General features: G+C 62.8%; 27 protein-coding genes and 1 pseudogene. 13 read left to right on the top strand and 15 right to left on the bottom strand.

Going from position 1 to position 24,286, the window contains the following annotated elements:
• Nucleotides 1–149: 149 nt before the first annotated feature.
• Together QQL85_RS03890 and QQL85_RS03885 are read left to right on the top strand one after the other, a co-directional pair.
• Entirely contained in the window at nucleotides 150–863 is a 714-nt protein-coding gene (locus QQL85_RS03890) for a lysophospholipid acyltransferase family protein (RefSeq protein WP_284355256.1), read from the top strand.
• Nucleotides 864–932: 69 nt separating this feature from the next.
• A complete protein-coding gene (locus tag QQL85_RS03885) occupies nucleotides 933–1,904 on the top strand; it encodes a magnesium and cobalt transport protein CorA (protein WP_156859385.1) in 972 nt (323 codons plus the stop codon).
• 118 nt (nucleotides 1,905–2,022) lie between these two features.
• On the opposite strand, the gene QQL85_RS03880 is transcribed toward QQL85_RS03885, so the two are convergent.
• Complete coding sequence (locus QQL85_RS03880) at nucleotides 2,023–2,736, bottom strand: amidotransferase (RefSeq protein ID WP_284355255.1); 714 nt, start codon at nucleotides 2,734–2,736, stop codon at nucleotides 2,023–2,025.
• 528 nt (nucleotides 2,737–3,264) lie between these two features.
• On the opposite strand from QQL85_RS03880, the gene QQL85_RS03875 reads away from it, so the two are divergent.
• Nucleotides 3,265–4,065, top strand: coding sequence for a cytochrome c (locus tag QQL85_RS03875; protein ID WP_284355254.1), 801 nt, complete (start codon nucleotides 3,265–3,267; stop codon nucleotides 4,063–4,065).
• A 45-nt stretch (nucleotides 4,066–4,110) separates the two neighbouring features.
• Here QQL85_RS03875 and QQL85_RS03870 read toward each other — a convergent pair whose 3' ends face one another.
• The 4 genes from QQL85_RS03870 to QQL85_RS03855 all read right to left on the bottom strand — a co-directional run bounded on the left by QQL85_RS03870 (nucleotide 4,111) and on the right by QQL85_RS03855 (nucleotide 7,454).
• Nucleotides 4,111–4,443, bottom strand: coding sequence for a ribonuclease E inhibitor RraB (locus QQL85_RS03870; RefSeq protein ID WP_016715077.1), 333 nt, complete (start codon nucleotides 4,441–4,443; stop codon nucleotides 4,111–4,113).
• Nucleotides 4,444–4,622: 179 nt separating this feature from the next.
• Entirely contained in the window at nucleotides 4,623–4,859 is a 237-nt protein-coding gene (locus QQL85_RS03865; RefSeq protein WP_016715076.1) for a hypothetical protein, read from the bottom strand.
• A 204-nt stretch (nucleotides 4,860–5,063) separates the two neighbouring features.
• Nucleotides 5,064–7,121, bottom strand: a complete 2,058-nt coding sequence (locus QQL85_RS03860; protein ID WP_284355253.1) for an LTA synthase family protein — start codon at nucleotides 7,119–7,121, stop codon at nucleotides 5,064–5,066.
• A 141-nt stretch (nucleotides 7,122–7,262) separates the two neighbouring features.
• Complete coding sequence (locus QQL85_RS03855) at nucleotides 7,263–7,454, bottom strand: PLDc N-terminal domain-containing protein (RefSeq protein WP_012271091.1); 192 nt, start codon at nucleotides 7,452–7,454, stop codon at nucleotides 7,263–7,265.
• A 126-nt stretch (nucleotides 7,455–7,580) separates the two neighbouring features.
• Between QQL85_RS03855 and QQL85_RS03850 the strand changes: the two genes are divergently transcribed.
• Entirely contained in the window at nucleotides 7,581–8,519 is a 939-nt protein-coding gene (locus QQL85_RS03850) for a ZIP family metal transporter (protein ID WP_284355252.1), read from the top strand.
• 62 nt (nucleotides 8,520–8,581) lie between these two features.
• Here the strand turns inward: QQL85_RS03850 and QQL85_RS03845 are convergent, their stop codons facing one another.
• Together QQL85_RS03845 and QQL85_RS03840 are read right to left on the bottom strand one after the other, a co-directional pair.
• Nucleotides 8,582–9,112, bottom strand: a complete 531-nt coding sequence (locus QQL85_RS03845) for a hypothetical protein (protein WP_284355251.1) — start codon at nucleotides 9,110–9,112, stop codon at nucleotides 8,582–8,584.
• Between the two features lie 60 nt (nucleotides 9,113–9,172).
• The gene (locus tag QQL85_RS03840) at nucleotides 9,173–9,697 is read right to left on the bottom strand and encodes an ankyrin repeat domain-containing protein (RefSeq protein ID WP_284355250.1); all 525 of its coding nucleotides are present in this window, start codon (nucleotides 9,695–9,697) and stop codon (nucleotides 9,173–9,175) included.
• A 265-nt stretch (nucleotides 9,698–9,962) separates the two neighbouring features.
• Here QQL85_RS03840 and QQL85_RS03835 point away from each other — a divergent pair, with 265 nt between their 5' ends.
• Nucleotides 9,963–10,235 (top strand): DUF3509 domain-containing protein, encoded by a 273-nt coding sequence (locus QQL85_RS03835; RefSeq protein WP_016715071.1) that lies wholly within the window; start codon nucleotides 9,963–9,965, stop codon nucleotides 10,233–10,235.
• A 123-nt stretch (nucleotides 10,236–10,358) separates the two neighbouring features.
• On the opposite strand, the gene QQL85_RS03830 is transcribed toward QQL85_RS03835, so the two are convergent.
• From QQL85_RS03830 to aroC, 3 genes are all read right to left on the bottom strand, one after another.
• Nucleotides 10,359–10,895 carry an oxidase gene (locus tag QQL85_RS03830; protein ID WP_284355249.1) on the bottom strand — a complete coding sequence of 179 codons (537 nt, stop codon included), beginning with the start codon at nucleotides 10,893–10,895 and terminating at the stop codon, nucleotides 10,359–10,361.
• Nucleotides 10,895–12,049, bottom strand: a complete 1,155-nt coding sequence (locus tag QQL85_RS03825; RefSeq protein ID WP_284355248.1) for an MFS transporter — start codon at nucleotides 12,047–12,049, stop codon at nucleotides 10,895–10,897. Before QQL85_RS03825 ends, QQL85_RS03830 begins: the two co-directional genes overlap by 1 nt.
• Nucleotides 12,050–12,181: 132 nt before the next feature.
• Complete coding sequence (gene aroC / locus QQL85_RS03820; RefSeq protein WP_284355247.1) at nucleotides 12,182–13,273, bottom strand: chorismate synthase; 1,092 nt, start codon at nucleotides 13,271–13,273, stop codon at nucleotides 12,182–12,184.
• A gap of 175 nt (nucleotides 13,274–13,448) precedes the next feature.
• Between aroC and QQL85_RS03815 the strand changes: the two genes are divergently transcribed.
• Entirely contained in the window at nucleotides 13,449–14,411 is a 963-nt protein-coding gene (locus QQL85_RS03815) for an alpha/beta hydrolase (protein ID WP_284355246.1), read from the top strand.
• Between the two features lie 65 nt (nucleotides 14,412–14,476).
• Nucleotides 14,477–15,259, top strand: coding sequence for a hypothetical protein (locus QQL85_RS03810; protein ID WP_284355245.1), 783 nt, complete (start codon nucleotides 14,477–14,479; stop codon nucleotides 15,257–15,259).
• Nucleotides 15,260–15,371: 112 nt separating this feature from the next.
• On the opposite strand, the gene prmB is transcribed toward QQL85_RS03810, so the two are convergent.
• Nucleotides 15,372–16,280 (bottom strand): 50S ribosomal protein L3 N(5)-glutamine methyltransferase, encoded by a 909-nt coding sequence (gene prmB, locus QQL85_RS03805; RefSeq protein ID WP_284355244.1) that lies wholly within the window; start codon nucleotides 16,278–16,280, stop codon nucleotides 15,372–15,374.
• 180 nt (nucleotides 16,281–16,460) lie between these two features.
• Between prmB and QQL85_RS03800 the strand changes: the two genes are divergently transcribed.
• From QQL85_RS03800 to QQL85_RS03780, 5 genes are all read left to right on the top strand, one after another.
• On the top strand, nucleotides 16,461–17,051 hold the full coding sequence (locus QQL85_RS03800) for a cysteine hydrolase family protein (RefSeq protein WP_284355243.1): 591 nt from the start codon (nucleotides 16,461–16,463) through the stop codon (nucleotides 17,049–17,051).
• A gap of 86 nt (nucleotides 17,052–17,137) precedes the next feature.
• Nucleotides 17,138–17,458, top strand: a complete 321-nt coding sequence (locus tag QQL85_RS03795) for a hypothetical protein (RefSeq protein WP_060497502.1) — start codon at nucleotides 17,138–17,140, stop codon at nucleotides 17,456–17,458.
• A 123-nt stretch (nucleotides 17,459–17,581) separates the two neighbouring features.
• On the top strand, nucleotides 17,582–18,142 hold the full coding sequence (locus tag QQL85_RS03790) for a Smr/MutS family protein (RefSeq protein WP_043201135.1): 561 nt from the start codon (nucleotides 17,582–17,584) through the stop codon (nucleotides 18,140–18,142).
• Between the two features lie 70 nt (nucleotides 18,143–18,212).
• Entirely contained in the window at nucleotides 18,213–18,758 is a 546-nt protein-coding gene (gene folE, locus QQL85_RS03785) for a GTP cyclohydrolase I FolE (RefSeq protein ID WP_012271077.1), read from the top strand.
• Between the two features lie 59 nt (nucleotides 18,759–18,817).
• Nucleotides 18,818–19,189 (top strand): glutaredoxin family protein, encoded by a 372-nt coding sequence (locus QQL85_RS03780; RefSeq protein WP_012271076.1) that lies wholly within the window; start codon nucleotides 18,818–18,820, stop codon nucleotides 19,187–19,189.
• 69 nt (nucleotides 19,190–19,258) lie between these two features.
• On the opposite strand, the gene QQL85_RS03775 is transcribed toward QQL85_RS03780, so the two are convergent.
• Nucleotides 19,259–19,861: a glutathione S-transferase family protein gene (locus QQL85_RS03775; RefSeq protein WP_012271075.1), complete on the bottom strand. Its 603-nt coding sequence runs from the start codon at nucleotides 19,859–19,861 to the stop codon at nucleotides 19,259–19,261.
• Between the two features lie 145 nt (nucleotides 19,862–20,006).
• On the opposite strand from QQL85_RS03775, the gene QQL85_RS03770 reads away from it, so the two are divergent.
• A complete protein-coding gene (locus QQL85_RS03770; protein WP_284355242.1) occupies nucleotides 20,007–21,197 on the top strand; it encodes a benzoate/H(+) symporter BenE family transporter in 1,191 nt (396 codons plus the stop codon).
• A gap of 84 nt (nucleotides 21,198–21,281) precedes the next feature.
• Here QQL85_RS03770 and QQL85_RS26700 read toward each other — a convergent pair whose 3' ends face one another.
• The 3 genes and pseudogenes from QQL85_RS26700 to QQL85_RS03760 all read right to left on the bottom strand — a co-directional run bounded on the left by QQL85_RS26700 (nucleotide 21,282) and on the right by QQL85_RS03760 (nucleotide 24,161).
• Nucleotides 21,282–22,145 (bottom strand): methyl-accepting chemotaxis protein, encoded by an 864-nt coding sequence (locus QQL85_RS26700; protein ID WP_434482147.1) that lies wholly within the window; start codon nucleotides 22,143–22,145, stop codon nucleotides 21,282–21,284.
• Nucleotides 22,143–22,670, bottom strand: a pseudogene (locus tag QQL85_RS26695) (HAMP domain-containing protein); the annotation flags it as partial. The gene QQL85_RS26700 and the pseudogene QQL85_RS26695, both read right to left, overlap by 3 nt.
• Nucleotides 22,671–23,399: 729 nt before the next feature.
• A complete protein-coding gene (locus tag QQL85_RS03760) occupies nucleotides 23,400–24,161 on the bottom strand; it encodes an SDR family oxidoreductase (protein ID WP_284355240.1) in 762 nt (253 codons plus the stop codon).
• Nucleotides 24,162–24,286: the final 125 nt, after the last annotated feature.

Raw genomic sequence — 24,286 nt, 5'->3', positions numbered from 1 at the left:
CCACAGGGATAGCGCCAGACCTGAAGGCAGCGCAGCACCTGTGGGAGCGGGTTTACCCGCGAAGAGGCCGGAACAGGCTCACACCAGGGTTTGCCGCAGCCAGTGCACACCCGTACACTGCCCGGCGACTGTCTGGTGTGAGTCGTACCATGCTTTATTCGTTGCGCATGCTCCTGCTGGCGCTGCATTTTCTTGCCGTTGGCGCCGTGGGCCTGGTCATTGGCCTGTGCCGCCCCTTCAATCCCGACAACAGCCGGGTGTTTGCCCACCTCTACAGCCGGCCAGCCACCTGGCTGATGCGCATCAAGGTCAAGGCCGAGGTCGGGCCGCTATGGGACCAGCCGCCCGGTTGCGTGATCATTGCCAACCACCAGTCCAACTTCGACCTGTTCGTGATCGGTCAGGTGGTGCCGCAGCGCACCGTGGCTATCGGCAAGAAAAGCCTGGGCTGGATCCCGCTGTTCGGCCAGCTGTTCTGGCTGGGCGGCAACGTGCTGATCGACCGCAAGAACGCCTACCAAGCGCGCAAGGCGCTGCAGAAGACCACCCGCGTGCTGCATGACGACACCTCGATCTGGATTTTCCCTGAAGGCACGCGAAACGCTGGCGAACAGTTGATGGCCTTCAAGAAAGGCGCGTTTCACATGGCCATCGAGGCTGGAGTGCCCATTGTGCCAGTGTGCGTCAGTCGCTATGCCAAGCGCATGAGCCTCAATAGCTGGCGCCAGCGCTCGGTGATCGTGCGCTCGCTGCCACCCATTGCCACCACTGGCATGACCCAACAGGACATCCCGGCACTGATCGAGCAGTGCCGGGTGCAGATGCAACAGTGCATCGACCGCATGGAGCACGAGCTGGCCTGATGCGGGTTGCTCTTGGGCCGGGTACGGCCCAAGCTGTAACCCGTGTTCAACCGGAATAAGCGGGCAACCATGGGGCGAGTCGTGGCATCGGCGGTGTATAGCGCCGGTAGAAAGGTCACCAACATCAGTATCGATGAAGGCAGCGAGTGGGCACGCAAGCCGGGGCACTTCGTGTGGATCGGCCTGGAAGAGCCCAACGCCGAGGAGCTGGCCAACCTGCAGTGCCAGTTCAACCTGCACGAACTGGCCATCGAAGACGCCCTCGAAAAGCACAGCCGACCAAAGCTTGAAACCTTCGGCGATGCGCTGTTCATCGTCACCTACTCGCCTGTGCGCCACGAAGGCAAGCTTGAGTTCATCGAAACCCATATCTTCGCGGGGAACGGCTACATCATCACTTGCCGCAACGGCCACTCCAAGTCCTACGCCCTGGTGCGCCAGCGCTGTGAAGCGCGGCCATTGCTGCTGGAACACGGTGAAGACTTCGTGCTGTACGCCCTGCTCGACTTCGTGACCGAGAACTACCAGCCGGTCAGCGAAGCCATTCATGGCGAGATCGAAGCGCTGGAGCAAAGCGTGCTCGGCGGCTCGCTTCAAGAGGATGACATCCGTCGCCTGCACAGCCTGCGCCGCGATATCCTGCGCCTGCGCCGCTATGTGGCACCGATGGTGGAAGTAAGCGAGGAACTGCAACGCCTGAGCTTCCCGTTCATCGACAAGAACATGCGGCCATACTTCCGTGATGTGCAGATTCATGTGACGCGGCAGATGGAAGACCTGGCCGGCATCCGCGACATCGCCAGCCAGACCATCGAGATCGGCATGCTGCTGGAGTCGTCACGCCAAAGCATCGTGCAGCGCAAGTTCGCAGCCTGGGCGGCGATCCTGGCGTTCCCTACAGCGATTGCCGGGATTTACGGGATGAACTTCCAGAACATGCCAGAGCTGGGGTGGCACTACGGGTATTTCGGGGTACTGGGGGTGATCGTGCTGGGATGTACGGGGTTGTTTGCCAGCTTCAAGAAGTCAGGCTGGCTTTGAGAATACCGGGGGCGTTGTGGGAGCGGGCTTGTCCCGCGAACACCGGCGAAGCCGGTGCCATCCACCGCGCCGCCTGATTCGCGGGACAAGCCCGCTCCCACAGGGTAGGTAGCCGCGCCTACGCCGACTGCTGGATAAAGCGCAACATCCACTCCCCCACCAGGTCGCCCTGGTGCTCGCTGGCCAGGCTGGCCACGGCCTTGTGGTACACCTCATCCCCCAGGGATTGCTGGCGCGCATCCAGCAGCGCACGGGAATAGTCGTGCACGAACTCCGGATGGCCCTGGAAGCACAGCACCTGGTCACGAATGTGGTACGCCGCGTTCGGGCAGAAATCGCTGGAAGCAATCACCGTGGCGCCTTCCGGCAATTCGGTCACCTGATCCTGGTGGCTGATCAGCAAGGTCAGCTCCGACACCTCCGGGTCCATCCACGGCGCATGGGCCGCCAGCGAGTAGCGATGGATACCTACGCCCCAGCCCTTATCGGCCCGCTCGGCCTTGCCACCCAGGGTCAACGCCAGCAACTGATGACCAAAACACACCCCCAGCAGCTTCTCGCCACGCTCGTACAGTTTCAGCAGGTAGGCCTTGAGCGTCTGGATCCATGGATCGGCCCCGAACGAATCGGCCTTGCTGCCCGTCACAAGGTAGGCATCGAACACCTCATTGTCGGCGGGGTAATCGCCGTGCATCACGTTGTACACACAAAATTCGGCGGCAATCGGCTGACGCGAGAAGAGCTGCTCGAACATCCTGCCGTAGCCCTGGTACTGCGGGGTCAACTCCGGTCGCAGGACATCGGTTTCAAGGATGCAGACGCGTAACGACATAGGGGTAGTCCTGAACGACATGGGTGGGAATCTGCTGTAGAGACTGACGCGAAAGACACGTACAAGCAAGTAGGCTGTACTGACGAACGGTCACATTTTGTCGGCACCCGCCTGGCACTTGCGCCACTGTCTAGTCAGAGCATGCCAGCCGACTGGCACATGGCCTCATAGCGAAAAGAAATCATCGACCAAACCCATTAGAAGAAAGGGTTCTCAAACATGGATGCCGCACCCCCTACTGTTGGTTGTATATCCACGTTCAAGAGGCAGGCAGTCCAAGCGCCACGCCGCGCCGTTGCGATCGACCCGAAGTGCGACAAGGAAGCCAACGGGTATTCAGGAATAACAAAAAGAAGGCGGTCCGCCATGTTCAGACAATCAAAAATTCGCCAAGCTGGGCTTATTCTCTTCGCCACCACTTTGTTGCTGATATTGCCGAACCTGACACGTTTGTTCGGCTGACAGTCGCGATGGCGCCAATGGGCAGGACACAGGTAACCTGCTGGCCTTGATGGTCGGAGATTGCCCATGCGTCACTGCCTTGCCCTGTTAGCGTTGCTCCTGAGCCTGCCGCTGTCGGCGGCGCAACTGCACCTTGAACTGGGCGCTGATGCGCGCCATTGGAGCAGCGCCGAACTGCTTGGCCATCCGCAGGCTCGGGATATCAGCATCGAACAAGACGTTTCCTACAAACGCCCCATGCGCTATCGGGCGGTGCCGTTGGCCACGCTACTGAAAGGCGTGAACGCCAGCGATCACCTGCAAGCCGTGGCCGAGGACGGCTTTGCCGCCGAAATGCCCGCTGCGCCACTGCTGCAGCAAGGGCCGGCACAGGCCTGGCTGGCTGTAGAAGACCCCGCCAGGCCATGGCCACCACTGGGCCAGGGCAAGCCGAGCGCGGGGCCGTTCTACCTGGTGTGGACCGCGCCGCAGGCCAGCGGCATCCGCCCGGAACAGTGGCCGTTCCAGATTTCCACCCTTCGCAAGTTGGCGCCGGTGGCGCAGCGTTTTCCGGCGCTGCTGCCCGACCCGAAGTTGCCGGCCGACAGCCCGGTGCGCCTAGGCTTTGCCTTGTTCCAGCAGAACTGCCTGGCGTGCCACCGGCTGAACGGCGCTGGCGATGCGCAGGTGGGACCGGATTTGAATGTGCCGCATAATCCTACCGAGTATTTTCAGCCGCAATACCTGCGCAAGCTGATTCGGGACCCGCAAAGTCTGCGGCGATGGCCGCAGGCGAAGATGCCGGGTTTTGCTGAACGTGTGTTGAGTGAACAGGAGCTGGATGCGTTGTTGGCCTATTTGGGGCATATGGCCAAGCGTAAGCCTTGAGGCCCTCTTCGCGGGCAAACCCGCGAATCAGGCCACACACAACCTTCAGGCAATCGGCCGTTCATGCTTGACGCCCCACCCTTCCACCTCCCCTCCATAAGGTGTCACCAACTGCTCGAAGGCCTCTTCAAAGTCGCCAATCCCGCCATAGGTGGCATACATGACCTTGCTCAGTTCCAAGTGCCAGGCACCGTCGCCCAGCTCCTTCACCTGGGCATTGAGCGATTCACCACGAAACTGCCCGGCCGCGCGGCGGGCCCCTGCTTCGTCGGGGAATACGGCATAGAACTCGATGGGGTGGATCTGGGTGAAGTCGAACCCGCCTGCTTTCATCTGGCGCAGGACGTTGCTGCTGATATCGTCGTTCTGGCTGCTCATGAATCGTCCTCCTGAATAAAGCTATGGATAGACTTTCCGTGCACTACGCACCTGCCGGCAGTCATTGGCCGGGCAGTTCGAGCTGATGCAAGACGCGAATTGAAGCGGTGCCAACCCGCAGAATAGGCGGCACCCTCCAGTAGCGTAGTGCCTGCAAAGGCACCACGCAAACGTGTGGGTCAGGGCGCTTCGTGAATGCTGGTGATGGTCACCCCGCTATGCTCTTTCAGCCAGCGGGCGGTGGGGGAAATGGTGCGGTCCTGGAAGTCGTTGAGGTCCAGCTCGTCCATCACCGGGAACAGGTGCGAACGGATGGCCCGCGCGGCGTCCTCTTCGCTGGGGCAGTGCTCGGCCCGCAGGGTCATGGTGGACGGTTCGCCTTTCTGATCGGCAAAGATGACTTCCCACGCTTTCATTGAACGAGCCCTCTCAATTCAAGAACACCAGTTGGTGTGATGCCTGAATAACTGACCTTTGGGCTGAGAGAATGTTCAGTCTGTGCTGGCCTCTTCGCGGCTAAAGCCGCTCCCACAGGGGTATCACAGGCCTCGAAGGCGATGATATCCCTGTGGGAGCGGCTTTAGCCGCGAATGGGCCGCAATGCGGCCCTTGTTGCAGCGTTACTTCGGTGTGCCGTGCACCACGCCAGCGGTGTTATCCAGCAGGCTCTTGGTCGCGGTCTGAATGTACGCTTCGAGCTTCTTGAGCATTTCCGGCTGGTCCGGGCTTTCGATCAGCTCAGCCTTGAACTCGCTGCCCAGCTGGTAGCGGTACATGCGCGGGCTCATGTCCTTGGACTCGATCAGGATGCGGTCGCCTTGCACCAGGCCAACAATCTGCTCGCTACCCGACGGTTTGATCATGCCCACGCCCTGATCGCCCTCAGGCAGGTTGAGCAGGTCGCGGCCCCAGCACTGGTGGCGGGCCTGGCCACCCAGGCGGCCCATGATGGTCGGCACGATATCGACCTGCGTGCCCACGGTGTGGTTTACCGCACCGAACTTATCCTGAATGCCTGGGGCAATCAGCAGCAGCGGCACGTTGAAGCGGCCCAGATCCAGCTCGGTGACCTGCTGGTGGTTGCCGAAGCCATGGTCGCCGACGATGACGAACAAGGTTTCCTTGAAGTAAGGTTCTTTACGCGCCTTCTCGAAGAACTGGCCCAGCGCCCAGTCTGAATAGCGCATGGCGGTCAGGTGCTCGTCCAGGCGGCCCTGGCCAGTTACCTTCTCGACCGGCAGGTCCTTCGGCAGCGCATACGGGGTGTGGTTGGACAGCGTCTGCAGCAGCGCGTAGATCGGTTTCTTGCCATCGTGCTTGGCCAGTTCCTCGTTGCCGCGGTCGAACATGTCCTGGTCGGACACGCCCCAGGTCGGGTCGGAGAACACCGGGTTGACGAAGTCGTTACGGCCGATGAAGGTGGTCATGCCCTGATTGCCGAAGAACCCGGACTGGTTGTCCCAGGCAAAGTCGCCGTTGTAAACGTATACGTCGTCGTAGTCGCGGGCGCTGAGCAGGGCCGGCAGGCCAGACAGCTTGTGGCCGCCTTCCGGGGTCTGCATCAGGTATTCGAAGCCTGGCAGGTTGGGGAAGCAGGCCATGGTGGCGAACATGCCCTGGTGGGTATGGGTGCCGTTGGAGAAGAAGCGGTCGAACAGCAGGCCTTCTTTGGCCAGCTTGTCGAAGTACGGGGTGATGTTGTTGGGGCTGCCCAGCGCGCCCACCGAGTGGCCGGCAAAACTCTCCATCAGGATCACCACCACGTTCTTGATCGGCAAGGTGCGCTCAGCCGGCGGCACGAAGTCGCGACGGATGGCAGCCTCGTCGGCATCGACCAGGGTGTCGTTGGCGGTCAACAGCTGTTCGCGCACGCTTTGCGTGGCCACGTTCTGCTCCAGCACCGGTTTCCAGATGTTGGCGCGGTCCTCACCGAAGCGGCTCTTGGCAGCGTCGATCAGGGTCAGGGTACCGTTCAGGCCCAGCTGGTTGACGAAGTTGGAATCGGTCGTGAAGGCATCACCCCAGCGCATCGGCGGGCCCTGGCGCAAGGTGCCACGGGCGGCGACCACAGCCACCAGCAAAATGACCATGAACACCGCCAGGCGGTTGTACCACGGTGCAACGCGCTGCACGCCGTCACCCCGGGTGATACGGTCGATGCCCTTGAACAGCAGGCTCAGCAGCCAAGTGCCGAAGGCCCAGGCCAGCAGGTAGCGCACCACCGGGAAGCCGTACCAGAGCATGCTCATGACGGTTTTCGGGTCTTCCTTGATGTACTGGAAGACCAGGCCGTTGAGGCGCTGGTGGAACTCGCGGTAGAAGTCCATTTCCATCAGACCAAGGAACATCACCACGCTCGAGGTGAGGGTCAGCCAGAAACGGAACACGCCACGACGGGCCATGGCCCACGGACTGAGGATAGCCAGCAGCAGCGGGATGCTCAGGTACACCACCACCCGCAGGTCGAAGCGCAAGCCGTTGAGGAAGCCTTCGGCAACGGTGGAATACGGCGTATCGCCGACCATGTCGCTGTTGTAGACCAGCAGCGCCAGGCGCACCAGGCTGAGCATCAGCATGATCACCAGGCCGCTGAGCAGCGTGTAGGCCAGGTGGGATTTCAGGGTCGGCGAAAACGACGTTCGCGCGCCCTGTTGCTTCAAGGCGTCCGTGTTAGCCATGAATGGGAGGATCCTAGGATTGCGGTTTGCGGAGAGGCGGTGGCGCTAGACCAACGCAGCATTGTGCGGGTGCGGATTCTGTTTAAACCAATGTGAAAATTTTGTCACTGGGGTGTTGCGGGTTTTGTCTGTGCCAGCCTTTCAGATGCGCACATTCCCCCGCGGCCCCGCGATGGCCCAAATCACCAGGCCCACCACCGGCAACAAAGCGATCAGCAAGATCCACAACACCTTGATACCCACCTCGCTGCCACTCTTGATCACATTGAGGATGGCCCAGATATCCAGCGCCAGGATGATCAGCCCGACCAGGCTGTTGAATGTCGACCCCATGCTAAAACTCCTGTCAAAAGGCTTTGCTGCACAGCATAGTCAGCTATCGCGCCAATAGAAGCGAATCCTTGGCGGCTGGCGCAGGTCTCTGAGTAGACTGCCGGTATTCATTGATTCGAGGTTCGTATGCCCCCCGCCCACACGCAAAGCGCCGCCCCACCCTCACTGCTGCACGCCTGGCGCCAGCAAGCCGTGAACACCCCCTGGCTCAGCGCCGGCCTGGGCCTTAGCCTGCTGGCGGTGGTCGTGCTGCTGGGCGCCAGCGTGTGGAACGCGGTAAACGGCGACCACGCCGACAACCTGCACCTGGCCTTGCTGGGCGGGCTCTCGGGCTTTGGCGCCACGGCTTTGGGCGCTGTGCTGGCGGTGGTGCTGCGTGACGTTGGCGCACGCGCCCAGGACGTGATGCTGGGCTTTGCCGCCGGCATGATGCTGGCGGCCAGCTCGTTTTCGCTGATTCTGCCGGGCTTGGATGCGGCCCGCGAGATTACCGGCAACGGCCCGGCTGCGGCCTTTACCGTGGTGCTGGGCATGGGTTTGGGTGTGCTGTTGATGCTGGGACTGGACCGCTTCACCCCGCACGAGCATGAAAGCACCGGCCCGTGTGGCCCCGAAGCCGAGCGCATCAGCCGGGTGTGGCTGTTCGTGCTGGCGATCACCCTGCACAACCTGCCTGAAGGCATGGCCATTGGCGTGAGCTTCGCCAATGGCGACATGAGCATCGGCTTGCCGCTGACCAGCGCCATCGCCATCCAGGACATCCCCGAGGGGCTGGCCGTGGCGCTGGCCTTACATGCCACTGGGCTGTCGAGCCTGAAGGCTGCGCTGGTGGCGATCGGGTCGGGGTTGATGGAGCCGCTGGGGGCGGTGATCGGGCTGGGGATTTCCACCGGCTTTGCCCTGGCTTACCCGATTAGCATGGGCCTGGCAGCGGGGGCGATGATCTTTGTGGTCAGCCACGAGGTGATACCCGAAACCCACCGTAATGGGCACCAGACAGCAGCGACGCTGGGATTGATGGGTGGGTTTGCGGTGATGATGTTTCTGGATACGGCGCTGGGGTGAAGTTAAAAGTCGCCTGTGCCGGCGTCTTCGCGTGCTTGCCCGCGAAGACGCAATCGCCGAAATCAGATGTGGACAGCGACTTTCAGTGCTTCCAGCGCCGGTTCGACCTTGATGCCCACCTCTGCCCCCAACGCCAGCACCCGCGCCAGGTCATGCTGCCCGACCATCACCACCTGCAATTCATCATCCAGCAACTGGCTGAAGTTAAGCAGCACATAACCGCCGGCCTCTTTGTTCAACGCCCCCATCTGCACCTGAATGCGGTTAAGGGCGGTCAGTGGCTCGGTACGGGCCAGCTGTTTGGGCTTGAGGGTGAACGGCACGCTGTTGTCGAACGAGTCGCTGATCTGCTGGAACAGCGCTTGATAGCTGTCAGCCTGGAACACCACGGTGTCCGGCAGGCTGCCCAGCACCACCCATTCGCCCAGCGGGATCGGGAAGGAGTCGTCGTAGTTGATATCTGGGTTGGCAGCCAGGAAGGCAACCGGGTCGGCGTAAGCCTGGGCGGCCTCGTCGGCGATGCGCTCGATGTCGGCCTCGCGCATGCAGCCGGCACCAATGAGGCTGATGAGTTCGAGCAACTGAGTTTTCATGAAAGGGGGCCTGCGACGGGTGAAAAGTCGCCAAGGATAGCCGCAAATGCCCCCAGATGGTTAGCCGGCCAGCGTTTGCAGGCGTGCGGCGGCGTCTACCGCCCCCATGGTTTGCGCCGCCATCAGCGCAGTGGCGCCGCGGGCATCCTGACGCGCCGGGTCGGCGCCTTGGGCCAGCAGATAATCGAGGATCTCGCTGCGGTTGAACATGGCCGCCAGCATCAGCGCGGTACGCCCATCCTGTGCGGCAGCGTCCACCGGCACGCCATGCTCCAGCAGCAGGCAGATCATCGTCAGGTCCCCCTTGAACGCAGCCCCGGCAATAGGCAACTGGCCGCTGTCGTTGGCAATCAACGGGTCGGCACCGTTGGCCAGCAACACACGCACTGCGTCGTGGTGGCCGTGGTAGCTGGCCAGCATCAGCAGAGTATCGCCCTTATGGTTGCGCAGGTTGGCCGGCAGGCCGCTGGCGAGCAGGCGCCCAAGCATTTCGGCATCGCCCTGGCGGGCACGTTCGAATACCTGTTCGGCGAATGCGGCGGTTTCGTCGTCGGTCATGGTGGCGGGAGCGGTTTGGCGGGTCATCGGAACCTCCTGGCATAAAGGATTGCCCAAGTGTTTGTCAGGCACGCCAGTGGGGTCAAAGGTTCAGTTTCTATGGGGCCGATAGGCAATGCCTGACTCGTGCAAAATGCACTGTGCAAAATGCATGACCATGCAACCTGCACGGTGGCGCCTTCGTAGAGCTTCCGTAAAACCCTGTATTTACTGGATTTTTTATGGATTCAGGATCTGGCACGGTCGCTGCAATTATCTACTCATGTCTGCCACACAACAGCCAGGAGTTGATATGGACCTCATCCAGCAAAAGTTCGTCTCGGTATTTTCTGCTTACCAGGTCAATACCCAGGCCCGCCCCGATGGCGGCGTGCTGCTGACCCTGCGCGCAGCCGATGGCAAGGTTACCCGCCGGGTGCTCACCTATGCGCAACTGCACAGTGCCGAGCAGTTGTCCTGGGCGATCAGCGCCATTCGCCGTGACCTGGCTGAACAGGCCAGTGAACTGCCGGTGATTTCGATGCTGCAAAGCCAGCAGCGGTTTGCCCTGCCGACCTATCGCTGAGTTTTGTGTTGCTTCACCTGGCCTCTTCGCGGGCAAGCCCGCTCCCACAGGTACAGCGCTGTCCTCAGGTCTTGCGCAATCCCTGTGGGAGCGGGCTTGCCCGCGAAGAGGCCAGCAAGGCCACTACAACTCATCAATCCCCAGAAACGCCCGCGCAGTCACATCCCCGGTAAACCGCGCCTGCACACCCTGCTCGCTGCCATACAACCGCAGCGCCAAGCAAAACGGCGTATCCCCCAGCTCTACCCAGCGCCGCGTCCCCGCCGGCACCACCAACCGGTCACCCTTCTCGCACAGCACCGAATACACCCGGTCGCCCAAACGCAGGCCAACCTGCGCACGCCCGCTGACTACGGCAAACACCTCTTCGGCATCATGCACATGTTCATCGCGCACATCGACCTGCGCCGGGTCTTCACCGTCGCGGTTCAACAGCACGAATGCCTTGCAGCCATGCGCCGTCATCAACTGGTCCAGATGCTCACGGCATGCGTCCAGCGCCTCGCCTTCGGCCGTACCAGGGCGCACCCGCAAGCCATGCCCGGCATGCACAAAACGCACGCCCTGCTCGGCCAAGGTGGCGACGATATCGTCGTGGTGGGTCAGCACCTTGTTCGGCAGTTCCGGGCTGGAGGGGTGGAAAACACTGAGAATGCTCATCAGGGACGGGTCCTGGTCGGTTGCGAACAAAGGGCAATGATAACGGCTGCGGCCAAGGCTGCGGCACTGGCCATACCAAAGGTGAAGGTGGGGCCCAGCAGTTTCCAGCTGTAGCCCGAATACAAAGCCCCCAATGCCCCCCCGGTACCCGACAACGCCGCATACAACGCCTGCCCTTGGCCCTGCTGACGTGCGCCGAAGCTGGACTGCACGAACGCAATGCTGGCAGCGTGGAAGCAGCCAAAGGTGGCCGCATGCATTAACTGGGCAAGGATAAGCACCGCCGGCTCACCTGCCAGGTTGCCCAACAGCAGCCAGCGCACGGCCGCCAACAGGAAACTGGCCAGCAACACCCGCTGCACGCTGAAGCGGGCAAACAGGCGGCTCATGACCATGAACATCAGCACTTCGGCCACCACCCCCAGCGCCCACAGCAAGCCGATGGCTCCACGGCTATAGCCCAGGTGCTCCAGGTGAAGGGTCAGAAAGGTGTAGTAAGGCCCATGGCTGAGCTGCATCAGCGCCACGCAAGCGTAGAACGCGATCACCCCGGGGGCGCGCAACTGCTGCAAAAAACCACCGGCGCTGCTGCGCTCACCTTGCTCCACCGGCTGGGCATTGGGTACCCACAGGCTGGCGGCGACAATGCCGGCCATGATGGTGACCAGCGCCACCGGGTAGATGTCCAGGCTCAACCATTCGAACAGGCGGCCCAGGCCGACCACGGTCAGGATGAAGCCGATCGAGCCCCACAGGCGCACCTGGCTGTAGCGCGACGTTTGCCCGTGCAGGTGAGCCAGGGTAATGACCTCGAACTGGGGCAGTACCGCGTGCCAGAAGAACGCGTGCAGGGCCATTACCAGCGCCAGCCACGCGTAACTTTTGCCGAAGAAGATCAGGGCGAAGGTGGCCAGGGTGCACAACGCCCCCAGGCGCACGATCAGCAGGCGCTGGCCGGTGCGGTCGCCCAGCCAGCCCCACAGGTTGGGGGCAACGCAGCGCATCAGCATGGGGATGGCCACCAGCTCGCCGATGCGTGCCGGGGAGAAACCCAGGTGGTCGAAGTACAGCGCCAGGAAAGGGGCAGTGGAGCCTAGCAGAGCGAAGTAGAAGAGATAGAAGCTGGACAGGCGCCAGTAGGGAATGGGTTGCATGGGATGGCCTTGTGGGGACCTGGGCCGGCCTCTTCGCGGGTAAACCCGCTCCCACAGGGATTTCGCTGCCCTCAGGGTTTGCGAGATCCCTGTGGGAGCGGGTTTACCCGCGAAGAGGCCGGTACAAGTGAATCAGAGCTGGCCCAGCACCGGGGTACTCACTTTTACATCAGCATTCTGCGCACGGTGACGCAGCAGGTGGTCCATCAGCGCGATGGCCATCATCGCCTCGGCGATCGGCGTAGCTCGGATGCCCACGCACGGGTCGTGGCGGCCTTTGGTGATGACGTCCACCGGGTTGCCGTCGATGTCGATCGAACGGCCCGGGGTGGTGATGCTGGAGGTCGGCTTCAATGCCAGGTGAGCAACGATCGGCTGGCCCGACGAAATGCCACCCAGGATGCCGCCGGCGTTGTTGCTGAGGAAGCCTTCCGGGGTCAATTCGTCACGGTGTTCAGTACCACGCTGGGCAACGCTGGCGAAGCCGGCGCCGATTTCCACGCCCTTGACCGCGTTGATGCTCATCAGCGCGTGGGCCAGCTCTGCGTCCAGACGGTCGAAGATCGGTTCGCCCAAACCCGGCATCACGCCCTCGGCCACCACGGTAATCTTGGCACCCACCGAGTCCTGGTCACGGCGCAGCTGGTCCATGTAGGCCTCAAGCTCCGGCACCTTGTCCGGGTCGGGGCTGAAGAAGGCGTTCTGCTCTACCGACTCCCAGGTCTTGAACGGGATTTCGATCGGGCCCAGCTGGCTCATGTAGCCGCGCACGGTGATGCCCTGGGTGGCCAGGTACTTCTTGGCGATGGCACCGGCAGCCACGCGCATGGCGGTTTCGCGGGCCGAGCTGCGGCCACCGCCGCGGTAATCGCGGACACCGTATTTGTGGTGATAGGTGTAGTCGGCGTGGGCGGGGCGGAACAGGTCCTTGATGGCCGAATAGTCCTTGGACTTCTGGTCGGTGTTGCGGATCAGCAGGCCGATCGAGCAGCCGGTGGTGCGGCCTTCGAACACGCCGGAGAGGATTTCCACCTCGTCGGCTTCCTGCCGCTGGGTGGTGTGCCGGCTGGTGCCGGGCTTGCGCCGGTCCAGGTCGTGCTGCAGGTCGGCCAGGGAAATTTCCAGGCCCGGAGGGCATCCATCGACAATGGCGACCAACGCCGGGCCATGGCTTTCGCCAGCGGTGGTGACAGTGAACAGCTTGCCGTAGGTATTGCCGGACATGGACGCTCCGCGAGTTCTGCCTGAAATGGACGAAAGGAGCAGTATACAGATGCTTTGCTCGCCTGTGCTGGCCTCTTCGCGGACTGGCCCGCGAAGAGGCCGGGCCTGCCATGCACACGGCGAGAACCTTCCCACAAACATTGGGTCAAACCACCATCTCCCCATGTAGTACCGCATGATGTCGCGCCTCGTCGCCCTCCTCTTCCTGCTATGCACCGGCCTGGCCCAGGCGGCCGCCCCTACCGTGCTGCAACGCCCCATCGACCTGGACACCGGCCAGGGCGTGCTGCACGGCAGCCTGCTGTTGCCACAACAGGCCACCCCACCACCAGTGGTACTGATCATCGCCGGCTCCGGCCCCACCGACCGTGACGGCAACAACCCCGCGTCGGGCCGGGTCGACAACCTCAAGCGCCTGGCCCTGCTACTGGCCAACGAGCACATCGCCAGCGTGCGCTACGACAAGCGCGGTGTGGCCGCCAGCCAGCCGGCCACGCCCGACGAGCGTGACCTCAGCGTGGAGCGCTATGTGGCCGACGTGGTCGCCTGGAGCCACAAACTCAAGGCCGACTCGCGCTTCGGCCCGCTGATCCTTATCGGCCACAGCGAAGGCGCGCTGATCGCCAGCCTGGCCGCCGAGCAGGCAGGTGCCAGCGCGGTGATCACCCTGGCCGGCAGCGGGCGGCCGCTGGCCGAGGTGCTGCGTGAACAACTGGCCCATCGCCTGCCGCCTGCCCAACTGGCGGGTGGCAGCGCCCTGCTCGACCGCCTGCAGGCCGGGCAGACCAGCCTGGAAGTGCCCGCACCGCTGCGCCAGGTGTTCCGCCCCAGCGTGCAGCCGTACCTGATTTCGCTGTTCCAGCAAAACCCGGCGGCCGCCTTTGCCCGCCTGCCCATGCCCGCATTGATCGTACAGGGGCGCAACGATGTGCAAGTGGACGTGGCCGATGCCGAACGGCTGAAGGCAGCCAAGCCGGATGCACAGCTGGTGCTGATCGACGGCATGAACCACATGCTGCGCATCAGCCCCAAGGGCATGAGCCAGCAGCGTGACAGCTACCTCAACCCGGAGCTGCCTCTGGCACGCGAGTTGGGTGAGCGAATTGTGACGTTCATCCAGCATTTGCCTTCGGCATAAGCGATACGGGCTCAGGTCCCGGGCATGCCTGCCGATACAGCAGGCATAGCCGAGGACAAGCCCTGATGACCACAGCCCCCGCCGCCGTAGAGCCGGCCGAAGACCCCCAGCCAAGCGCCGCCCTGCCCTGGGCCGACCTTGCCCCCGAACATTTCCAGCTGCTGCGCCTGGCAGCCCTGCCCACCGACCGCAGCACTGGCGCACGACCACTGCGTTTTGTGCAGTTCGGCTATGCCGAGCGCCACGACAAGGCGCACAGCCTGCTGCGCCTGGAAATCCAGCTGCCCGGACAGAAAGTGCACAAAGAGCAGAACCGCCTGGACATCCGCGTCGACCATGCCGAACGCCTGGTGCGTATCGGCAATGAGCATGGCCTGCAACTGGAGCCGGTGAACCGTGGTATCGGCCGCTTCATGCTGGCCCAGGCCGTGCAGTGGCTGCAGCGCAAGTGGTCGCACTACCAGGTGGAGGGTATGACGCTGCCAAGCAAGGATGCGTTGAACGAGGACTCACGCCTACGCCGTGACCACTGCTTGCGCGGGGTGGGTATCGAGGTGGAGTACGAGGACAGCCAGCATTTGAAGGGCCGTACCGTGGGCATGACCGTGGGCCAGCTCAAGGCCGCCTGGAGCAGCGAGCGCCTGCAACGCGTGGAGATTCTGGATGCCGCCAACCTGCTGCAGCAGGCCGACCACCAGTTGCAGGAAAAGGAAGGGCAACTGCGCGAGCGCGATGAGCGGGTGGCCAAGTACCAGCGCGAAGACGGCGGGTTGCGCTTTACCATCACCTGCCTGGTGGCGTTTGCGGTGTTCCAGGCGGGGTTGTTGATCTGGATTGCTACACGTTAGAAAAAATCGCGTCGTCTGCTTCGCGGGCAAGCCCGCTCCCACAGAAATACCACAGGCTTGAAGATTGTGGTTTACCTGTGAGAGCGGGCTTGCCCGCGAAGGGGCCTTACAGTCAGACCCGGGCTTTGAACAGTTCCTGATGCTGGCGGCACTGCTCGGCCGTCAGCATGAACACTCCATGCCCGCCACGCTCGAATTCCAGCCAGGCGAAGTCCACCTCGGGGTACAGCGCCTCGACATGCACCTGGCTGTTGCCCACTTCAACAATCAGCAAGCCCTTTTCAGTCAGGTGGTCGGCCGCTTCGGCCAGCATGCGCCGCACCAGGTCCAGGCCGTCGTTGCCGCAGGCCAGGCCCAGTTCGGGTTCGTGGTGGTACTCAGCCGGCATGTCGTCGAAGTCTTCGGCATCGACATACGGCGGGTTGGACAGGATCAAATCGAAACGCTGTCCTGGCAAACCGGCAAAGCCATCGCCCTGCACGGTGTACACACGGCCGTCGAGGCCGTGGCGCTCGATGTTCTGGTTAGCCACTTCAAGGGCCTGGAACGACAGGTCGGCCAGCACTACCTCGGCCTCGGGGAACACGTCGGCGGCAACGATACCGATGCAGCCCGAGCCGGTGCACAGGTCGAGAATACGCGCAGGCTCGCTCGCCAGCCACGGCTCGAAACGTTTTTCGATCAGTTCGCCAATGGGTGAGCGCGGCACCAGCACCCGTTCGTCGACGACGAACGACATGCCGCAGAACCAGGCCTCGCCCAGCAGGTAGGCGGCCGGCACACGCTCTTCGATACGGCGCTTGAGCAGGTGCTGCAGGCGTACCCGCTCGTCGTCCTCAAGCATGCAGTCCAGGTAGCTGTCGGCCACCTCCCATGGCAGGTGCACCGCACCCAGCACCAGCAGACGGGCCTCGTCCCAGGCGTTGTCGGCTCCGTGGCCGAAGAACAGGTCGTGCTCGTGGAAGCGGCTGACCGCCCAGCGGATGTAGTCGCGCAACGTGCGCAGACGGGATGTGATCACGGGGTACTCCTATTTCAGACCGGACAAAAGTCTAACAGCCCCACCCGCACATTTGTTCCTTTGCCTAACCCAAAGGCTAGCCACAGGCCAGTAACCATGCCGCTTGCGTTGTCAACCATTCCCATTGACGCCAAGGCAGGGGACAATAGGTATACAAAAGCCCTATCCAAGGAGCCCTTGATGTCCGTTCCAACCACGATGCTCCGCCTCACTGGCCGCGACTACCCGCCGGCCAAGCTGAGCCACGCCAGCCTGATCATCATCGATGCGCAAAAGGAGTACCTCAGTGGACCCCTGCAGCTGTCGGGCATGGACGAGGCCGTGGCCAACATCGCCAGGTTGCTCGACGCCGCGCGCAAAAGCGGCCGTCCGATCATCCATGTACGCCACCTGGGCACTGTCGGTGGCCGCTTTGACCCCCAAGGACCTGCTGGCCAGTTCATCCCGGGGCTGGAGCCGCTCGACGGTGAAATCGTCATTGAAAAACGCATGCCCAATGCATTCAAGAACACCCCGCTTCACGAGACGCTGCAGGCGCTGGGCCACCTGGACCTGATCGTGTGCGGTTTCATGAGCCACTCCAGCGTCAGCACCACCGTACGCCGCGCCAAGGACTATGGTTACCGGTGCACCCTGGTGGAAGACGCCTCGGCAACCCGCGACCTGGCCTTCAAGGATGGGGTTATCCCAGCCGCGCAGATCCACCAGTGCGAAATGGCCGTGATGGCCGACAACTTCGCTTGCGTGGCCCCCACCGCCAGCCTGATCTAAGCGGCTGGGCACGACCGCCCGGCAGCCGGGCGGAACCCGATGGGCGGCAGCAGGTCGAATTCCGGATATCCACAGAGGAGAGCGGAATGAAGCTTAAAGGCAGTTTCGACGCCAAACGCCTGCGCCCGCGCCAACCGCGTAACTGGGGCGCCCGCCTGGCGGCCGGCCTGTCGGCCCTGCTGGCGACCCTGGGCGTGCTGCTGGCCATGGCCGGCGTTGCCGGCCTGCTGGGCAACTACCCTGCCCTGCAAGAACTCAATACCAACAAGCCGTTGTCCAGCATCCTCACCGGGGCTGGCCTGTTGCTGCTTTGGCTGGGGGTGCGCTTCTGGCGGCGCAGCCGTATCCGCTTGCGTCGTGGGCGGGAGTTGAACCTGTCGCCGCACCTGATGAAAAAACACGACTGACCGTTTTTTATCGCCTGTGCGGGCCGCTTCGCGGGACAAGCCCGCGATGCGGCCCGCACAGACGACACAAGGCTGCGCACTCACCTCCTCTCGGGTAAACTACGCCGCCCATGTGGAGGCATCATGCAAGACGACGATTTTTCCCTGTTCAAGGCCGAAGTGCGCGGCGTAAAGCAAATCCGCCACGACCGCGCCGAAGTCGGCAAGCCCAAGGCAGACCGCCAGAAGCTGGCCGGCCTTCGCCAGGCCGCAACCGTGCGCAGTGACAAGGCCCTGGTCATCGACGGCATGTCCGACCAGTTCGTCATCGACGTTGGCGCCGAAGACGAGCTTATGTGGCGCCGCGATGGCGTGCAGGAAGGCCAGCTACGCAAGCTGAAACTGGGTCAGATCCCGTTCGAAGGCAGCCTCGACCTGCACGGCATGACCGTGGAAAAGGCCCGTGAAACCTTGTGGGACTTCATCGCCGAAGCCACCAAGCTGGAAGTGCGCTGCGTGCGGGTGACCCACGGCAAGGCTGCACGCCTGGACGGCAAGCGCCCAATGATCAAGAGCCACGTCAACACCTGGCTGCGCCAGCACCCGCAGGTGCTCGGTTTTGCCTCGTGCAGTGCCCGCCACGGTGGCACCGGCGCGGTGTATGTGATGCTCAAGCGAACCATGCTCGAAGGCCGCGACGAGTAACGCCGCGCTTGCAGCGCCGCCCGCACCGCCGTACCCTTCGTTTTTGCGATTTTTTCCCACAGGTAGATCCATGTCCCTGGAACAGAACTACACCGAGATCCTCAGCCAGATTGGCGAGGACGTCTCCCGTGAGGGCCTGCTCGACACGCCCAAGCGGGCTGCAAAGGCGATGAAGTACCTTTGCCGCGGTTATGAGCAAACACTGGAAGAAGTCACCAACAACGCTTTGTTCAGCTCTGACAACAGCGAAATGGTGCTGGTCCGGGACATCGAGCTGTATTCGATGTGCGAACACCACATGCTGCCGTTCATCGGCAAGGCACATGTTGCCTACCTGCCCAAGGGCAAGGTGCTGGGCCTGTCCAAGGTCGCGCGTATCGTCGACATGTACGCCCGCCGCCTGCAGATCCAGGAAAACCTCAGCCGCCAGATCGCCGAAGCCGTGCAGCAAGTTACCGGTGCTGCCGGTGTGGCCGTGGTGGTCGAAGCCAAGCACATGTGCATGATGATGCGCGGTGTCGAGAAGCAGAACTCGACCATGATCACCTCGGTGATGCTGGGTGAGTTCCGCGAGAACGCCGCCACCCGCAGCGAGTTCCTCAGCCTGATCAAGTGATTGGCTGCTGACCCCAAGCCGACCCTTGTGGGTCGGCTTTTGCATTTCAGGAGTTGCCCATGATCGTCAAAGCCCTGCGGGTTGGCCTCGGCCAGCTCATCGTGTTCGGTGACTGGATCAGCCGCCCGGCCAAGCGCAAACGCGACGCCGCCGCCCAGGCGCGCGTCGAGCAAGCGGCCAAGGGCCTGGCGCTGTACCAGTTCCACGCCTGCCCGTTCTGCGTCAAGACCCGCCGCACCCTGCACCGCCTGAACGTGCCAGTGGCGCTGCGCGATGCCAAGAACGACCCGGTGCACCGTCAGGCCCTGCAGGAAGGTGGCGGCCGGGTGAAAGTGCCATGCCTGCGCATTGAAGAAGCCGGCAAGGTGACCTGGATGTATGAATCCAAGGCCATCATTGCTTACCTGGATGAGCGGTTTGCTTCGGTCTGATGGTTAGTCGTTTGCCTGTACCGGGCTCTGCGCGGATTCATCCGCGAAGAGCCCGGTACAGGCTGAAGATCAACCCACCATTGGCACATGCCGCGGGTGGCTGCTGACCCGCTCCAGCCAAGCCCTTACCGCCGGGTAATCGGCCAGGTCGAACCCGCCCTGCTGTGCCACATGGGTGTAGGCATACAATGCCACATCGGCAATCGAGTACTGCTCACCCACCAGGTACGGCGTCATCTGCAACTGCCGCTCCATCACCTTCAATGCCTTGTAACCGCCCTTGTGCAGCTTGCGGTACTCCTCCAGGCGCTCGTCCGGCAGCCCCAGGTAGAACTGGATGAAGCGCGCCACGGCAATGTACGGCTCATGGCTGTACTGCTCGAAGAACTGCCACTGCAACACCTGCGTACGCAGGCGCGGCTCGCTGGGCAGGAACTCGCTGCCATCGGCCAGGAAGTTGAGAATGGCATTGGACTCCCACAGGTAGCTGCCGTCTTCCAGCTCCAGCACTGGCACCTTGCCATTGGGGTTCATCGCCAAGAACTCAGGCGTTTCGGTCTCGCCCTTGAGGATGTCCACCGGGTGCCATTCATACGGCCGGCCCAGCAGGCTCAACATCAGCTTGACCTTGTAGCAGTTGCCCGACTGGTAGTCGCCATAGACCTTGTACATCGCACCTCCCCTCCCAAGCAGTTTTGCATTTGCGCCCAATAGTTGGCGACTGTACGGCTAAAAGCAATGGCCGCTGTATGGCAAGGATCAACCTTACGCGCTGTAGTCTGAAAAAACTGCTTACACCTTTACAAGGACTTTGTTCATGACCGATGCCACTTCCGCACGCCTGCGGCCCCTGGCAGACAGCTCCCCGTCGGCGGTAGTCGCCGGCTTTATCGCCATGCTTACCGGCTATACCAGTTCGCTGGTGCTGATGTTCCAGGCCGGCCAGGCAGCCGGGCTTACCACTGCGCAAATTTCCTCATGGATCTGGGCGCTGTCAATCGGCATGGCGGTGTGCAGCATCGGCCTTTCGTTGCGCTACCGCACGCCTATCACCGTGGCCTGGTCCACCCCCGGCGCTGCCTTGCTGATCACCAGCCTGGGCGGGGTGAGCTATGGCGAGGCCATTGGCGCCTACATCACCTGTGCCGTGCTGGTGCTCATCTGCGGCCTCACTGGCAGCTTCGAGCGCCTGGTCAAACGGATCCCGGCCTCACTGGCATCGGCACTGCTGGCAGGCATCCTGTTCAAGATCGGCAGCGAAATCTTCGTTGCCGCCCAACATCGGACGCTGCTGGTGCTGGGCATGTTCTTCAGTTATCTGCTGGTCAAGCGCCTGTCACCACGCTACTGCGTACTGGCCGCGCTGCTGGTGGGCACTGCGTTGTCCGGCGCCCTGGGCCTGCTGGACTTCAGCGGCTTCCACCTGGAAGTGGCCAAGCCAGTGTGGACCACGCCGAGCTTCTCGCTGGCAGCCACCATCAGCATTGGTATTCCACTGTTCGTGGTGGCCATGACCTCGCAGAACATGCCCGGCGTGGCCGTGCTGCGTGCCGACGGCTACCCGGTGCCAGCCTCGCCGCTGATCTCGGCTACCGGCTTTGCCTCGCTGCTGCTGGCGCCATTTGGCTCGCACGGGGTCAACCTGGCGGCGATCAGCGCGGCGATCTGCACCGGGCCGCATGCCCATGAAGATCCGGCCAAGCGCTACACCGCAGCAGTGTGGTGCGGGATTTTCTACGGCATTGCCGGGGTGTTCGGGGCGACCTTGGCGGCGTTGTTTGCGGCGCTGCCGAAGGAGCTGGTGCTGTCGATTGCCGCCTTGGCGCTGTTTGGTTCGATCATGAACGGGCTGACCGTGGCCATGAGCGAGGCGCGTGAGCGGGAGGCAGCGCTGATTACCTTCATGGTCACGGCTTCGGGGCTGACACTGTTTTCGATTGGCTCGGCGTTCTGGGGGATTGTGGCGGGGGTGTTGACCTTGATGATCCTGAATCCGCGTAAAGCCTGACAGTTTTATGTCGCCTGAACCGGCCTCTTCGCGGGACAAGCCCGCGAAGAGGCCGGTTCAGGCAATAGACATTCCGGGCCAGGCTCACAACCTGAAATGCCCCACCATCCCTTTCAAATCCGTACCCAACTGCGCCAGCTCCACACTGGACCTGGCATTGTCCTGCATCGCCAACGCCGCCTGATCCGCACTGCCGCGAATCTGCGTGACGCTGCGGCTGATCTCCTCCGCCACCGAGCTCTGCTGCTCGGCCGCTGCGGCAATCTGCTGGTTCATCTGCTGGATCAATGAAACCGCTGCGGCAATGCTGCCCAGCGCGCGCTCAGTCTGCAGCGCATCGGCCACCGCCAACCGTACAAGCTCGGTACTGCCGCGAATCTGCGCCACCGACTGCTGGGCGTTGCCGCGCAGGCTGGCGACCAGTGTCTCGATCTGCTCGGTAGACTGCCGGGTACGCCGTGCCAGCGCGCGTACCTCGTCGGCCACCACGGCAAAACCACGCCCCTGCTCGCCAGCGCGGGCGGCCTCGATGGCAGCATTCAGCGCTAGCAGATTGGTCTGCTCGGCCACGCTCTTGATCACTTCCAGTACGTCACCAATGGTGTGGATTTCGGTACTGAGGCTGTCGATACCGGCACTGGCCGTTTCTGCCGCCGCCGCCAACTGCTCGATCCGCTGCATGCTCTGGCGCACCACCTGCTGCCCCGACTCGACCTTGTCGTCCGCTGCCTGTGCCGCCTGCGCCGCTTCCTCGGCATTGCGCGCCACATCGTGCACGGTGGCGGTCATCTGCTGCATGGCGGTGGCCACCTGTTCAGTTTCTTCCTTCTGGCTACCGACCTCGCGGTTGGTCTGCTCGGTCACTGCCGACAACGCCTGGGCGTTCCCCGCCAGTTGCTCGATGCCTTGTTGCAGGCCACTTACAATACCGGACAGGCCCGCCGCCATCTGCTGCATGGCTTGCATCAGCTGCCCCACTTCGTCACGACGCGGCGCCTGGGCGTCAAAGCCCAGCTCGCCAGCGGCAATGCGCTGGGCGCGGGCGATCACATGCTTGAGCGGGCCGACTACCGCACGGGTAATCAGCCAGGCCGCCAGCAAACCGACAACCAGTGCCAACGCCGTGGCCAGGCCAATCGCAATAGCATTGCGCTGCAGCTCGCCCTGCAGAACCTGCTCCTGCCCCAGATAAGCCTGGTCGACCCTCCCGGTGACTTGTTCGGCGCTGGCTTGCAACTGGGCCTTGAGGCCCTGCTCGCGAGCCAACTGGTCGGTGTATTCGTTGAGTTTTTCCGAGAAGCTGCCAATGTGCCCGGCCACCTCCCCCAGCACACTCTGGTAGCCGGCATCACTGACAGCGCCCTGCAACTGGCCAACCAGGCTGGCGGCCTCCACCGTCTGGGCAATACGTTCCTGGCTTACGTCATCTTCGCCCTTGCGGCTTTTTTCCAGGCGTACCCGCGCTTCGTCCATGGCCTGCAACATCAGCCGCGACACCTGCGCCACCTGCGCGGCCTGCTCCAGAAACTCGCCGCCCTGCTGGCCCTGGGACTGCTTGAGGGTATACACACCGTCATCGGCCAGGCCGGCCTGCAGCACATCGAGGTTATTGGCCACGCTGGACACCGACCAGCTGGCCATGTCCAGCGCCAGCTCTTTGGCCTGCACCGCCGCCACAAAGGCCTCGAATGCCTGGCCATAGGCTGCCAGGTCACTTTCGGCCGCCGCCAGCAACGGCAAGCCACGGGCGCGTTCGGCCAGGCCCTGCAGGCCGCTGCGCAAGGCCTCGGCCTGCTGGATGTCGGAGCGCAGGGCAAACGCCTGCTCGTGCTGGCGCAGGCGCAGCAGGTCAGTATTGAACTGGGCCAACTGGCGCAAACTGTCAAAGCGCTGACCAACGCTATGCAGTGCCGCAATACCGATGGCCGCCACTGCCAGGGTAAGCACCAACACCAGGGCAAAGCCCAGGCCGAGTTTGCGGGCCATGCCCAGGTTGGCCAGCACACCGTGCTTGCTCGCGCCCATGCCGATTCCCCTTCTGCGTGCGAGGTTATCCCGAAGGCCAAGGGTGGCAACGTTGCCAACCGGTGGACAAGGGCCTGGCGTCAGAATAGTGTCAAATAGCTATATGCATGTCGCTATCAGCTTGCTGGAAGTCGTACTGCGTGCTGTAGGCAGGCCTGGCCTTTATACGGTATCCGCTCAAATCGCCGTCGCCCCACCATCCACCGTCAGGCAATGCCCGGTGGTAAATGCCGCGCCGTCACTGCACAGGTACAACACGGCGCTGGCAATTTCCTCGACCTTGCCGATCCGCCCCACCGGGTGCATGGCGGCGGCGAACTCGGCCTTGCGCGGGTCAGCCTCATAAGCACGGCGGAACATGTCGGTGTCGATCACTGCCGGGCAAACGGCGTTCACGCGGATGCCCTTCTTCGCGTACTCGATGGCCGCCGACTTGGTCAGGCCGATTACCGCATGCTTGCTGGCGCTGTAGATGCTCATCTTCGGTGCCGCCCCCAGCCCCGCCACCGAAGCGGTATTGACGATTACCCCACCGCCCTGGGCCAGCAGCAAAGGCAGCTGGTATTTCATGCACAACCACACGCCCTTCACGTTCACGCCCATGATGGCATCGAACTCAGCCTCGCTGCCCTCGGCCAAGCGGTTTTGCTCTATCTCGATGCCGGCGTTGTTGTAGGCGTAGTCCAGCCGCCCGTAAGCGGCAATCAGCCGCTCATGCAACTGACGCACTTCGGCGTCGCGGGTAACGTCGCAGGCAATGAACCGTGCTTCACCGCCCGCCGCGTGGATCAGCGCCACGGTCGCTTCGCCGCCAACCGGGTCGCGGTCGGCCACCACCACTTTCAGGCCCTCGCGGGCGAAAGCCAGGGCAGTTGCCCGGCCAATACCGGCGGCGGCGCCGGTAACCAGTGCTACCTGGCCAGAAAAGGTCATGCTCATCGCGTGCTCCTGTGAGGACTGTGTGGGGGTTCAGAGCATAGTCAGCCACCGCTGGGCCGGGCAGCATCATCACACCAACAGTTGGGCTACCATGCTTGTCAGTGATGTTAAGGACCTGCCTACAT

Source organism: Pseudomonas putida (genome assembly GCF_030159595.1).
GTDB classification, from domain to species: domain Bacteria; phylum Pseudomonadota; class Gammaproteobacteria; order Pseudomonadales; family Pseudomonadaceae; genus Aquipseudomonas; species Aquipseudomonas putida_AC.
Note: the sequence above shows the minus strand (reverse complement) of the source record. Positions and strands in the feature narration are given on the sequence as shown.